This is a genomic window from Arthrobacter sp. B2a2-09, assembly GCF_027587375.1.
Classification (GTDB): domain Bacteria; phylum Actinomycetota; class Actinomycetes; order Actinomycetales; family Micrococcaceae; genus Arthrobacter.
On sequence record NZ_JAMXIC010000012.1, the window covers coordinates 82801 to 95601 of the forward strand.

The window sequence follows — 12801 nt, forward strand, 5'->3', positions numbered from 1 at the left end:
CTAGTTGGGCTGCTTCAGCCAGACAAAGTGCCACGTCCCGGCCCATTGGGCCGCGAGCACGGCCGCCGCTGCGATGACCAACCCGCCAACCAGGACCCAGACGTCCAAGCGACTGTAGGTGGATTCCCGCGCCCAGGTCCGCCGTCCACCGCCGAAGCCTCGCGCCTCCATGGTCACAGCCAAGCGGGACGCCCGACGGATCGCCTGGACCAGCAGCCCGAAGCTTTGCCCGAGCATGGCCTTGAACCGTTGCAGCGGGCTCCCATGAGATCCGACACCCCGCGCGCGCCGTGCCATGCCGATGGTCTGCCACTCCTCTGCCATGAGCCCCACTAGCCGCAGCGCTGCCAAGGTACCCAGGACAAAACGGTGCGGCAGTTTCGCCTTCTGGGCCAGGGCATCGGCAAGATCGGTGGGGTCGGTGCAACTCATCAGGAGGATGGCCGGCAACGCGATCGCCAAGCCGCGCAGCATGAAGCCGACTCCCAGCTGAAGCGAGCCTTCGCTGATAGACCAGATCCCGACGTCGAGCAGTATCCTGCCGCTGTCAGCCGACAGGATCGCGGTGCTCCAGCCGCCCAGCACCGCCGCGATGATCAGGGGCCAGCCGCGCTGCCAGAGCAAGCGCACGGTGAGCCCCGCGAGGGGGAACAACGCCAGTTCGCCGACGAGCGCCGTCGAGGCGGACACCAGGTCAATGGACAGCGCCAACACCAAGGTGATGAGGAAGACCGACACGAACTTGGCCAGCGGATTCGCTCGTGTCAGGAGGGCATTGTTGCCGCGCAGGGTCAGGGCTTCCCTCATGCCGCACCCGCTTCCTGCCGGGCCCCGCCTTGGAACGCAGGCTCGAGCCGCATCTCGGTGCCGCCCAGGACGGAGCTGAATTCCTGGTCGTGGGTCACGGACACCACGGAGGTGCCGGCGTCGAGCAGTTCGGACAGGAACGACGCAAGCTCGGCCCAAGTGTTCGCGTCCTGGCCAAAGGTGGGTTCGTCCAGCACCAGGACGCGGGGGTGCGCGGCAAGCACAGTGGCCACGGATAGCCGCCGCTTTTCGCCCCCGGAGAGCGTGTACGGATTAGCGTCCACGAGATGCCCCAGGCGCAGCCGCTCCAGCAATTCGTCCACTCGCTCCTCGCCATGGCCAAGGTGCTTAGGGCCGAACATGAGCTCGTCGAGCACGCGGCCGGTGACGAACTGGTGCTCGGGTTCCTGGAACACGGTCCCGATACGGGAGATCAGCTGCTGGGCCTTCCACTTGAACGGGTCCGTGCCGGCGCCGTCGCTGAGCCCGACGGCGGCAGTCACCGTGCCGGACACCGGCGCCAACAGGCCCGCAAGGGTCAAAGCGAAGGTCGATTTTCCGGCGCCGTTGGGGCCCGTGATGGTCAGCGCCTGCCCTGCGAGCACTTCGGCGTGGAGTCCGGCCTGCACAGGAAGGGGCGGGATGGTTTTGAACCCCCGGCGCCGTGACCGTTCACGGGACACCGCAAGCTCCTGGGTGGCGAGCAGCAGCTCGCCCCCATTCCGGGAGCTCCCCGCCCCGGAGCCGACTGCGGCCCCGGAGCCGGAGCCTGTTCCCGAACGCGGCCGGGTGGCCGGCACATACCCGGGCACCCAGACGCCTGCAGCAGTGAGCATGTCCCTTGCTTGCGCCAGAACGGTGTCCGGATCACCGTCCAGGAGCACAGCCGGCGTCGAGCCGCCCGCGGAGGAAGAGCTGCCCGGCTGGAGCACCACGATCCGGTCCACGAGGTCTTTCCAGACCGAGACCCTATGCTCCACCACCACCAAGGTGGCGCCGGTCTTGTCCAGGCAACGTCCGACAGCATCACGCACCTCGAGCACACCCGCGGGGTCCAGATTTGCGGTCGGCTCGTCCAGGAGGATCAAGCCCGGCCGCATCGCCAGGATGCCGGCCAACGCCAGACGCTGTTTCTGGCCGCCCGAGAGGGCCGACGTCGGGTGGTCGAGCGCAAAGTTGCCGCTGGCACTATTCCGCAGCCCGACGTCGTCGAGCGCTTCGTGAACCCGTTTCCAAATCTCTTCCCGTGGGACGCAAAGGTTCTCGGCGCCAAACGCGACATCGTCGCCCAGCCGGGAAAGCACTACTTGGGTTTCGGGGTCCTGCTGCATGAGTCCGGCACGGCCCCGCTGGGCCTTCGGCGAAACGCCGTCCACCAGCAACGAGCCCGTCTCGTCGGCGTCGTCGCCTTCCTCGCCCAGCACGCCCGCCAGGGCATGCAGGAGGGTCGACTTGCCTGCGCCCGAGGGGCCAAGCAGAAGCACACGCTCGCCTGAACGGATGTCCAGGTCCAAGGCGTGGACGGCCTGCGTGGTGCGGCCGGCGTGCCGCCAGCCCCAGCCTTGCGCGGAAATGGCGGCGGGTCGCACCACAGCAGGGGTGCCGGAATCAGGACTGGGCATCAGGAAAAGACGGGCTCCGAGGCGGCCTTGCGGGACGCGAACGCGCTCAGGACACCGGTCTTGGCCAAGCCGCGGGTCGCGATCCAGGCCAGCGCACCGGCAATGACGGCACCGGAGATCGTGCAGAACACGATGTACGCGAGCTTGTCGCCGGCCTCGTAGGCGATGTTCCAGCCCCACGGCAGGAAGGAATCGTTGAGCCCGCAGAACAGGCCCGCACCGGCACCGGCCAGCAGGGACACCGGCAGGTTGAACTTCTTGTACATGAAGGCCAGGAAGATGAGTTCCGCACCGAGGCCCTGGAGCAGGCCCGAGATCAGCACCGTGGTGCCGTACTGGGAACCCATGATGAGCTCACTGGTGGCGGCAACGGTTTCGCAGAAAATCGCCGCACCGGGCTTCCGGACAATGAGCATGCCCAACACAGCCGGAATCATCCACCCGCCGGCGATCAGGCCGCTCAGGGGCGGGTAGCCGGCGGTCACTGGGGTGGAAACCAGGGCCATCTGGTCCCATGCCCAGAAGATCACGCCACCGGCGATGGAGATCAGTGCCGCCACGACGATGTCCACGACGCGCCAGTTGTAACCAGGCTTGGTGATGCCCGGCCTTGCAGAAATACCAGTCATTTTGTCCTCCTGAGGAACAGGAGGGGAAAGTGTTTCCGGTTGCCTGCGAGCGGCCTCCGCCGCGCCGGTTCCGGACACTATGAGAACTCGACTCCCTTGCGCCGGTACTAGCCGGATCAGGTTCGAGGGTCTGCGGCTGTCCGCACTCTCAGCGCCCGTCCTCCGTGCCGCATTGCTGCGAGCCCGACGGCGGCGCTCCCCTGTCGTTATCAATCCACCCTTTTGGGCGTGGTTCAGTTTACACCTTGGCGGGGTTGCGGGCGCGGTGTTCACGCACCCGAAACGGTCACAAACGATGGATTCTGCTGGATCATCCGCCGGATGAGCGCAGGGCGGCCCGGAATGGCGCGGGTCGCCGCAGAAACTGGGAGAATGATCCAGCAGAATGTGACGCGCGCGGGCAAAGGAGCGGACTTGGCAGGCATTGGCGAAGCGAACAGCACCACGGTGGCCGAACCGAGGCTTGCCGCGAGCGTGATCCTGGTCCGCGACGCCCCGACTCCTTCGGGATCTGAAGATGCGGCAGCCTCTGAAGTTACTGCCGACGCTGGGACTGTCCTGGAAGTGTTCGTCCAGCACCGAGTGTCCACGATGGATTTTGCCGCGGGCATGGTCGTCTTCCCTGGCGGACGAGTGGACCAGGCGGACAGCTCCGGTTGGGACTTCGCGGACGACGTCGTCGAGCGGCACGCCGCCGCATGGAACCGGAGCAGCATCGCCGCTGAGCCCTCCTCCGCCCGGTTCAACGCCGGGCGGGTGCTGGCCGCCGCGCAGCGCGAGGTGTTCGAAGAAGCCGGGCTGAAGCTCGACGCCGCCACCCTCCGCCCGTGGGCCAACTGGGTCACCCCGGCAGACCAGCCCAAGCGCTTCGACACGTACTTCTACCTTGCCTGCCCGGTTTCCGGTGCCGAGCCAAAGCACCAAACCACGGAAGCGTCATCGTCCCTGTGGATGCCGGTCCGCGCAATCCTGGATGCCGAAGCCGCGGGAACCCTCAAGCTCATGCCGCCCACGCTGGTGCTGCTGGATGAGCTCCTCACCCTCGGCACGGTGGATGCGGTGCTGGCCGAGGACCGTGACATCGTGCCCGTGCGTCCAAAGCCGGGCGCCTTGCAGGAGTTCTTCCGGCTGAGGCGCCAACCGCCATCCGTTGCTCCGGAACTGCCCTGAAGTGGGGTTAGGCTGGGGTCGGTCCTGTTTCCTCCCGCAAGGAGTCCCGGAATGAACCTCCTCATCAAACTGCTCGGCACCGGCGTGAGCATCGGCGCAGGCTTTGTCGGCACCAAGCTCGTCAATGCCTTGTGGGAAAAAACCACGGGCAACAAGCCGCCCAAGGGCAATGACGACATGGAGGCGAGCCTCCGCTCAGCGTTGACCTTCGCCCTGATTTCGGCCACTGTCAGCGCCATCATCCAGGTTGTCGCCGGCCGCAGCACCCAGCGCGCCATCTCGCGCTTCTCGAAGACGCAGGACATCGTCTAGGCTGACGGCCCGCCGTCAGCGCCTGCGTTCCTCCCGTTGCGGCCGCCGTTCCCGTTCCGGGGCATTGCCGAGTCCGCTTCCTGAGCTTTCTCCGCCGCCCTTTCACCGGCAGCCCGCAGCACCACGGCCTCGAGCTCGTCGGCGCTGAGCAGTTCGGGGTGGCGGTGTTTAGTCCGGTAGCCCGCCCGGCCCACCATGTGTGCGGACACGGGCACCGTCAGCAGCTGGAAAATCCAGGCGACTGCCAGGATCGGCCACACCCACCATTCACGCATCTGCAGGCCCATAGCCGCCAAGACAAGGAACAGCCCCAGCACCTGCGGCTTGGTAGCTGCGTGCATGCGGCTCATGAGGTCCGGGAAGCGCAACAGGCCGATTGCCGCGCCCAATGACATGAGCGCACCAACAATCAGCAGTACTGCGGTGACGGCATCGATCACGGCGTCCGCTCCGGTGGCGTTAGGAGTCATTGACCTGTCCCCTCCGGTCGGCCACGAAGCGGGCCACCGTCACCGATCCGACGAACCCGATCAGCGTCAGCGCGACGAGCAGGACGAGGTTGTTGAGGTGCCTGTTGACCGCCATGTCGATGGCCAGCGCGGCGCCCAGTATGGCGAGCAGCACGTCGGAGGCGAGCACCCGGTCCAGCAGGGAAGGCCCGACGGCGATCCTGTAGATCGCGCCGGCCGCCGCGATGCTGAGAATCACCGCCGTAACGATCAGCACGATATCTTTCACGAGCCAGCTCCCCTCATTGCAGGCCAGCCTTCGGCCTGGAGTGCGTCCACTTCCGCACGGGTACCCATGATCCGGATCAGCGAGGCCTCCGTGTCCTGGACTTCCTTGCGCAGCTTGGCGATATCAGATTGGTCCCGGACATTGAGCCCGTGGATATAGAGCGTGGACGTGGAGCGATCCACCTCCACGATCAAGGAACCCGGAATCAGCGAAATCACGTGCCCTGTGGCGGTCACCATGAGGTCGGAATGGCTGCGCAGAGGAACGGCGACGACGGCGTTGGTTACCGAAGGTCCGCGGAAGATCGCCGGGTACATCACCTGGAAGCTCGCGGCGACGACTTTGCCGAGGAACACCACCGCGAAAGGAATGGCACGCAGCACGTTGAAGCGGCCGCTGAGCTCCACGGGAGGCAAGTAGAAGATCCTGGCTACCACCACCGCGATCAATGCACCGAACACCAGATTGCCTGGACTGAAGTCCCGCCAGAGCGCACCCCAGATGACCACCAGCCAGACCAGCAGGGGCAACTCAGCGCGGAATGAAATCCGCTTGCGGCTCACTTGCCACCTCCCGGAACCTGGGCATTCCCGCCGAGCACGGAGTGGATGTACGCCGTACGGTCCAACATCTGTTCCGCGGAGTTTCCGGCCAATTGGAACAGCGGACCGGCGAAGACTGTCAGCGCCACGCCAAAGACCACCAGCGCGGCGGTTGGCCCCACCATGGTCCGCGGAAGCAGGCCGACAGCCGTCGTGTCCTTGAGGATTGGGGCCGGGTAGTCCGCGTCCTCGGGTTTCCGCCAGAATGCGCGGTTCCAGACACGGGCAATTGCCAGCAAGGTCAAGAGACTGGTGACCACTCCCCCCACCACCAAGGTAATGGCCAGTGGTGTCCCCAGTGCGATGCCTGCCTGCAGGAGTCCGAGCTTCCCCAGGAACCCGGAGAAGGGCGGGATTCCTGCGAGATTCATGGCCGGAATGAAGAACAAGAGCGCAAGGAGGGGAGACAGCTTGGCAAGCCCACCCAGCCTGTCCATGGACGAGCTCCCACCGCGACGCTCGATCAAACCCGTCACCAGGAACAGGCTCGTTTGGACCGTGATGTGGTGGGCCACATAGAAGACGGCAGCCGCAAGCCCGGCCACCGAAGACATGGCCAGCCCAAACACCATGTAGCCGATATGGCTGACCAAGGTGAAGGAGAGTAATCGTTTGATGTCGCTCTGTGCTATTGCGCCGAGAATGCCCACCAGCATGGTGAGGAGCGCTACCACCATCAACGGGGTATTCAAGGTATCGCCCGGAAAGAGAAGGGTCTCCGTGCGGACCATGGCGTAGACGCCCACCTTGGTGAGCAAGCCGGCGAATACGGCGGTGACCGGTGCTGGTGCGGTCGGATACGAGTCAGGCAGCCAGAAGGACAGCGGGAACACGGCAGCCTTGATACCGAACGCCACGAGCAGCATGACGTGGAGCAGGTTCTGGGTGCCCGGATCCAATTCGGCCAGCTTGATGGCGAGGTCCGCCATGGTGATGGTCCCGGTGGCTCCGTAAATCATCGCAATGGCGATCAGGAACAACACCGAAGACACGACGGAAACCACCACGTAGGTGACCCCGGCGCGGATGCGCGGACCCGTCCCGCCCAGTGTCATGAGCACGTAGCTCGCCGTCAGCAAGATCTCGAAGCCGACGTACAGGTTGAAGAGGTCGCCCGTGAGGAAGGCGTTCGAGACACCGGCCACCAGGATCAGGTAGGTCGGGTGGAAGATCGACACCGGTGCCTCGCGGTCGCCGTCGGCCATCCCCTGGCCGGTGGCATAGATCAGCACCGCGAGGCTGATGACGGACGAGACCACCAACATGAGCGAGGAGAACTGGTCCACCACCATCACCACGCCAAACGGCGGCTGCCAACCACCTATGGTGACGGATGCGGTGCCTGTGGTCCATGCCGAGGCGAGAAGCCCGCATTCGAGGAGCAACGTCAGGGACAACAGAGCGATGCTGACCGCGCGCTGTGCCAGCGGGTTCCTGTTCAGGGCGAACGTCAGTGCGGCACCGAGGATGGGAAGTACGACGGCGAGCGGCGCGAGGCTGGCGATGTTCACTGGGGTCCTCCTTCCTTCGCTGCTTCCGTGACTGCCGTGACCGGGAACTCCGACGTTTCCTCAGGGACCACGGAATCGTCCTCGGCGTCAAAGCTCGGTGTCTTGGCGACGCGGCGGTCTTCGGCGTCATCCTGGATATCGTCCTGGCGTGCCAACGCCCAGGTCCGGTAGATGATGCCGAGCATGAATGCCGTCACGGCGAAGGAAATCACGATCGACGTCAGGATCAGCGCTTGTGGCAAGGGATCGTTGTAGTCGCGCGGATCCGTTGCTTTGGTGAACAGCGGGGCAAGTCCGGCGTACCCGCCCGTGGCGAGGATCAGCAGGTTGGTAGCGTTGGCCAGGAGCATGAGCCCGAGGAGAACGCGGGTCAGGCTGCGTTCCAGGATCAAATAGATTCCACAGGCATAGAGCACGCCCATGACGATCAGCAAGGTCAAGTTGACGCTCATGGGGTCCCCTTCCCGGTTGCAGTGGTTGCCGCGGTTGCAGTGGTTGCCGCGGTCGCAGTGGCCGTGGGGGCTTCGGATCGGGCTCCCCCTGAATCCCGCACGTCTCCGCTGGCGGTCTCCTCGAAGTGTTCGTCGATTTCGGCTCCCAAGCTCCGCAGCACGTCCAAGGCCAGGCCTACGACCACGAGGTACACGCCGATGTCGAAGATCGTGGAGGTCACGAACTTAATGTCACCGAACAGCGGCAGCCAGAACCCGATGATGGCGCTCTGGAACACCTGGCCGCCCAGAAGCAGCGGGACGAAGCCCGCCGCGGCCGCCGTCGCAAGACCGGTTCCCAGCAGCATGCCGGCGCTGATCGGTGCGGCTTCCCGCAACTCGAACCGTCCGCCGGCCAAGTAACGGATGGTCAAGGCGAGCCCGGCAGTGAGTCCGCCGGCGAAGCCGCCTCCCGGAAGATTGTGTCCCGCCAGCAGGAGGTACACCGAGAAGACGATCATCGAGTGGAAAATCAGCCGCGTGACCACCTCGAAGATGATGGAACGCCGTTCGGGTGCCAGGGTTCGGCCGGCCACCAGCCAGGGGTCCGTCAGGGAGCCGGCGAACTTGCGGGCGAGTGCCAGGGAGGCGTCGTCGCGCGAACTGCCCCCGACGGCGGTGCGCCTTCCCACGGTGCCTTCGGGAATCGTGGCGGCCTTATTGAGGCGCTCCCCCCGGCTGCGGACAAAGATCAAGCTCGCGACGCCGGTAGCGGCAACTGCCAGCACCGAGATCTCACCGAAGGTGTCCCAAGCCCGGATGTCCACGAGCGTCACGTTGACCACGTTGAGTCCGCCGCCGCCTTCATAGGCCAGCCGCGGGAAAGAGAGCGACACAGGCTCGGCGATACGGGCGCCCATGGCGTAGATCGCCACGAAGATCATGGTGACCGCGAACGCCACACCGATAATGACGCGAACCACCCGGTACTTACCTCCGGTACGGTCCCGGAGCTCCGGAGGGAGGCTGCGCATCGCCAGCACGAAGGCCACCAGGATGATGGTCTCCACCAGCATTTGCGTCAAGGCGAGGTCCGGGGCTCCTTGCAACGCGAACATGAGCGCGATGCCGTAGCCGGTGACCGACACCATCAGCACGGCGAGGAAGCGCTTGTTGGCCCGAACGGCGGCCAACGCGCCAACAACGATCCCCGCCGCGGCGATGAGCTGGAGCGGCGAGTTGGGGTCGATCAGAAAGAGGCCGCCAGGAAGCGGTTTGTTGGCCACGATGAGTGCCGTGAGCGGGACGGCGAAAGCCACCGTGAGAATGACTGCCAGATAGAAGTACAGGGAACCGCGTTGCGTGCGCCCCGTCACCCAGACGGCGACGTCGTCCAAGGCACCGATGGTGCGCTGGTAGGCGCGGTCCCCGTCCACCCAGTCCGGGACGCGGCTCTGCGCCCGGGACACGAAGTTGCGGGCGTAAACCATCCCGACGCCGGCCGCGAAAGTCACGGCGGTCAGTCCCAAGGCGGGCGTCAGGCCGTGCCACAGCGCGAGGTGGCTGACGGCGGCTGAGGCGGCACCGCCGTCGTGATTCCCGTTGAAAAGCGCTGCATACGGCTGGATCCAGCCGTCAACGGGATCCGGCCAGAGACCGTACACGATGGTGAGGAAGCTCAGGATGGCGGGCGCCGCCAGGAACGATGGCTGGATGGCTTTGAACGGCGTCCGGTCCACGCCCGGCTTGGTGGCGAACGCACCCCACATGAAGCGGGCGCTGTAAGCGAACGTGAGGATGGACCCCAGGACCAAGCCCACCAAGAGGATCAGCCCCCACGGTTGCGACGCAGCGCCAGCGCCGTAACTGCCAGCGCCGTAGTGGACGAACGCTTCGAACACGGATTCCTTGGCCACGAAACCTGCGAGCGGAGGTATGCCGGCCATGGATGCGGCGGCGATCCCCGCCACGATGGCGAGTGCCCTTGAGGACTTGTACACCCCAGAGAGTTTGCGGATATCGCGCGTGCCGGATTGGTGGTCGATGATGCCCACCACCAGGAACAGGGAAGCCTTGAAGAGGCCGTGCGCCAGGAGAAGCGCGAGTCCGGCCAGTGCGGCGTCCGGCCTGCCGAGGCCCACCACCATGGTGAGGAACCCGAGCTGGCTGACGGTGCCATAGGCGAGGATGAGTTTGATGTCGGTCTGGCGGAGTGCCCGGTAGCCGCCCACCAGCATCGTCGCCAGGCCCAGCCCGAGCACCAGCGGCAACCAGTACGGGCTCTCGCTGAACCCCGGGGCCATGCGGGCGACGATGTAGATGCCGGCCTTCACCATGGCCGCTGCGTGCAGGTAGGCGCTCACCGGGGTGGGTGCGGCCATGGCGCCCGGGAGCCAGAAGTGGAAGGGGACCAGCGCCGATTTGGTAATCGCACCCACCAGGATGAGTACGACGGCGGCAGCAACCGCACCTTGCGCGGGTCCCGTGACGAGGGTGGCCGCTTCCGTCATGATCGCCGAAATCCGGTATGTTCCCGCCGCCTGGCCCAAAATGATGAGGCCGACGAGCATGGCGAGGCCACCCGCGGTGGTGACCATGAGGGCCTGCAAGGCCGAACGCCGGGCGGCGAGGCGGGTGCGCGCGTAGCCGATCAGGAGATAGGACAGGACCGTGGTGAGTTCCCAGAAGATGAACATCATCAGGAGGTCGTCCGCCGTCACCAGGCCGAACATCGCCCCGGCGAAGGCAAGTAGTTGGGCCCCGAACCCGCCGAGGTCGGCATCCTTGTTCTTGAAGTATCGGGCGCAATAAACCAGGACCAGCGCGCCGACGCCCAGGACCAGCAAGGACATCACCCACGCCAGGACGTCCATGCGGAAGGCGAATTCAAGCTTGAGGTTTGGAATCCACGGGAGGTCTTCTTCGATGAAGCCGCCGGTGGGGCCCGCGCCGGGACCCGAAAGATTCTGGCCGGGATAGATCCGGTCATACTGCAGGAGCAGCCAGATGAAGGCGGCCGTGGGAACCGCTGCGAGGACATAGAAGGCATTCCGCTGAAGTTTCCGGAAGATCCAGGGCGCCACAGTTGCCGCTGCAAAGGTCACGGCAAGAACTGTGATCACTGGAATCTCCGCAAAGTCAGGAATGAGTTGTCAAAAGTTGGAGCAGGCGGTCAAACGTTGGGTTCGGTGCAGGTAGTTTATCAACCGCATGTGACAAACAATGTCGGCTTCCAAGGTGTATGGGAATGGGCTGCGATGCAGGCTGCCTGGATGTCCCAAAAGTGTCACTTCGGGCGGTTACCATTCAGACCATGAACATGGCAGCTGCGCCTGAGGCCCCGCACCCGGCATCCGAGCTTGCATCAGGGCCCGCCCTGTCGAACAAGGGCCAGATTCTGGCGTGGGCATCCTGGGACTGGGGTTCCGCGGCATTCAATGCTGTCATGACCACCTTCGTGTTCACCGTCTACCTGACATCCAAAGCCTTTGGCGGGGAAGACTCTGCGTCGGCGGCGTTGGGCGCCGCGTTGGCGATTGCCGGCGTCGCGATTGCGCTCCTGGCACCGGTCACGGGTCAACGCTCCGACGCCGGTGGCCGCCGGAAGCTGTGGCTAGGGGTCAACACCGCCCTTGTGGCCGTCCTGACTGGCTCGTGCTTCTTCGTTTTCCCCAAGCCCGAGTTCCTGCTTCTGGGCGTCTCGTTGATTGCGCTGGGCAATGTGTTTTTCGAGTTCGCCGGCGTCAATTACAACGCCATGCTGGCCCAGATCTCCACCCCCGCCAATATCGGCAAAGTGAGTGGCTTCGGTTGGGGGATGGGGTACCTGGGCGGAATTGTCGCGCTGCTCGCGGTGCTGCAGCTTTTCGTCCAGCCGTCTTTTGAGTGGTTCGGAGCATCCACCCAGGACAGCCTGAATATCAGGCTCGTGGCCGTCTTCTCCGCGCTCTGGTTCTTCATCTTCGCGCTACCGGTCCTCTTCGCGATACCGGAGCTCTCCGTCAAGAAACCGGAATCCCGGCTCGGGTTCCTGGCCTCCTATGGTTTGCTGGTCCGCCGGATCAGGGCCATCTATCGAACCAGCCCGCACACCATCTACTTCCTGCTCGCGAGCGCCATCTTCCGCGATGGCCTTGCGGCGGTCTTCACCTTTGGCGGGGTCATTGCGGCCGGGACCTTTGGATTCGAACTTAAAGAAGTCATTTTCTTCGCGATTTTCGGGAACGTGGTGGCTGCCGTTGGAGCCATGATCGGCGGATTCCTGGATGACAGGATCGGGCCCAAGTCCGTCATCGTCATTTCCCTCATGGGACTCCTGGTAGCCGGGACCATGATCCTGGTGCTTGGCAACGGCGACTACGTGTTCTTCGGAACCCATTGGGCAGGCAGCGCCACTTTCTGGGTGTTTGGCCTGTTCCTCTGCCTCTTCGTCGGACCAGCCCAGGCTTCCTCCCGCGCCTACCTCGCGAGGCTCGCACCGGACGGCGAGTCCGGCGAACTCTTCGGGCTTTACGCCACCACCGGCAGGGCCGTGAGCTTCCTGGCGCCCGCACTTTTCACCCTGTGCATCACTGTGGCGACGCCGCTGGTGGCCCCGGGTGGGGCCCAGCGCTGGGGAATTCTGGGCATCATGGTGGTGCTCTTGGCCGGCCTGCTGGTGATCCTGCCCGTGAAGGCACCCGACAAGACGGAAATCGCGGTCGTCCCGGTGCGCTAAGTGGTGGGGTGCTTCGCGGCCGTGCCGGCACCAGCGCCTGCCCTTCGCACCCGAAAAGGACGGGCGCACCCGGTCTACCGGGGGCCTGCGTCCTTAGCGGGTGCGGCGCGGTGCGTGCTGGCGTCCTTAGCGGCTGCGCTAAGAGGGCGGGCTGGCGGGGTGCGCTAAGTGGTGCGGGCCGGTGGGGTGCGGCGCGGCCGTGCCGGCACCAGCGCCTGCCCTTCGCACCCGAAAAGGACGGACGCACCCGGTCTACCGGGGG

Annotated in this window: 12 protein-coding genes and 1 riboswitch; of the genes, 3 read left to right on the plus strand and 9 right to left on the minus strand. The window is 65.2% G+C overall.

The window, feature by feature from the left end; all coding sequences use genetic code 11:
* The 3 genes from NFJ07_RS14235 to NFJ07_RS14245 are packed head-to-tail and all read right to left on the minus strand — an operon-like array spanning position 1 to position 3058.
* Positions 1 to 807 (minus strand): energy-coupling factor transporter transmembrane component T family protein, encoded by an 807-nt coding sequence (locus NFJ07_RS14235; protein ID WP_269995270.1) that lies wholly within the window; start codon positions 805 to 807, stop codon positions 1 to 3.
* Entirely contained in the window at positions 804 to 2429 is a 1626-nt protein-coding gene (locus tag NFJ07_RS14240; protein WP_269995271.1) for an ABC transporter ATP-binding protein, read from the minus strand. The genes NFJ07_RS14235 and NFJ07_RS14240 overlap by 4 nt, the downstream gene beginning before the upstream one ends.
* Complete coding sequence (locus tag NFJ07_RS14245) at positions 2429 to 3058, minus strand: ECF transporter S component (RefSeq protein WP_269995272.1); 630 nt, start codon at positions 3056 to 3058, stop codon at positions 2429 to 2431. Before NFJ07_RS14245 ends, NFJ07_RS14240 begins: the two co-directional genes overlap by 1 nt.
* Positions 3059 to 3133: 75 nt before the next feature.
* A riboswitch (TPP riboswitch) is annotated at positions 3134 to 3270 on the minus strand.
* 160 nt (positions 3271 to 3430) lie between these two features.
* Here NFJ07_RS14245 and NFJ07_RS14250 point away from each other — a divergent pair.
* On the plus strand, positions 3431 to 4228 hold the full coding sequence (locus tag NFJ07_RS14250) for an NUDIX hydrolase (protein ID WP_269995273.1): 798 nt from the start codon (positions 3431 to 3433) through the stop codon (positions 4226 to 4228).
* Positions 4229 to 4279: 51 nt separating this feature from the next.
* On the plus strand, positions 4280 to 4540 hold the full coding sequence (locus NFJ07_RS14255) for a DUF4235 domain-containing protein (protein WP_269995275.1): 261 nt from the start codon (positions 4280 to 4282) through the stop codon (positions 4538 to 4540).
* Here the strand turns inward: NFJ07_RS14255 and mnhG are convergent.
* The 6 genes from mnhG to NFJ07_RS14285 are packed head-to-tail and all read right to left on the minus strand — an operon-like array spanning position 4537 to position 10944.
* Complete coding sequence (gene mnhG / locus NFJ07_RS14260; protein ID WP_269995277.1) at positions 4537 to 5010, minus strand: monovalent cation/H(+) antiporter subunit G; 474 nt, start codon at positions 5008 to 5010, stop codon at positions 4537 to 4539. The genes NFJ07_RS14255 and mnhG overlap by 4 nt on opposite strands.
* Complete coding sequence (locus NFJ07_RS14265; protein ID WP_269995279.1) at positions 5000 to 5278, minus strand: monovalent cation/H+ antiporter complex subunit F; 279 nt, start codon at positions 5276 to 5278, stop codon at positions 5000 to 5002. Before NFJ07_RS14265 ends, mnhG begins: the two co-directional genes overlap by 11 nt.
* Complete coding sequence (locus NFJ07_RS14270) at positions 5275 to 5841, minus strand: Na+/H+ antiporter subunit E (protein WP_269995281.1); 567 nt, start codon at positions 5839 to 5841, stop codon at positions 5275 to 5277. The genes NFJ07_RS14265 and NFJ07_RS14270 overlap by 4 nt, the downstream gene beginning before the upstream one ends.
* Positions 5838 to 7391: a Na+/H+ antiporter subunit D gene (locus tag NFJ07_RS14275; protein ID WP_269995283.1), complete on the minus strand. Its 1554-nt coding sequence runs from the start codon at positions 7389 to 7391 to the stop codon at positions 5838 to 5840. The genes NFJ07_RS14270 and NFJ07_RS14275 overlap by 4 nt, the downstream gene beginning before the upstream one ends.
* Positions 7388 to 7843, minus strand: coding sequence for a Na(+)/H(+) antiporter subunit C (locus NFJ07_RS14280; RefSeq protein WP_269995285.1), 456 nt, complete (start codon positions 7841 to 7843; stop codon positions 7388 to 7390). Before NFJ07_RS14280 ends, NFJ07_RS14275 begins: the two co-directional genes overlap by 4 nt.
* The gene (locus tag NFJ07_RS14285; protein WP_269995286.1) at positions 7840 to 10944 is read right to left on the minus strand and encodes a Na+/H+ antiporter subunit A; all 3105 of its coding nucleotides are present in this window, start codon (positions 10942 to 10944) and stop codon (positions 7840 to 7842) included. The genes NFJ07_RS14280 and NFJ07_RS14285 overlap by 4 nt, the downstream gene beginning before the upstream one ends.
* A gap of 191 nt (positions 10945 to 11135) precedes the next feature.
* On the opposite strand from NFJ07_RS14285, the gene NFJ07_RS14290 reads away from it, so the two are divergent.
* The gene (locus tag NFJ07_RS14290; protein WP_269995287.1) at positions 11136 to 12539 is read left to right on the plus strand and encodes an MFS transporter; all 1404 of its coding nucleotides are present in this window, start codon (positions 11136 to 11138) and stop codon (positions 12537 to 12539) included.
* Positions 12540 to 12801: the final 262 nt, after the last annotated feature.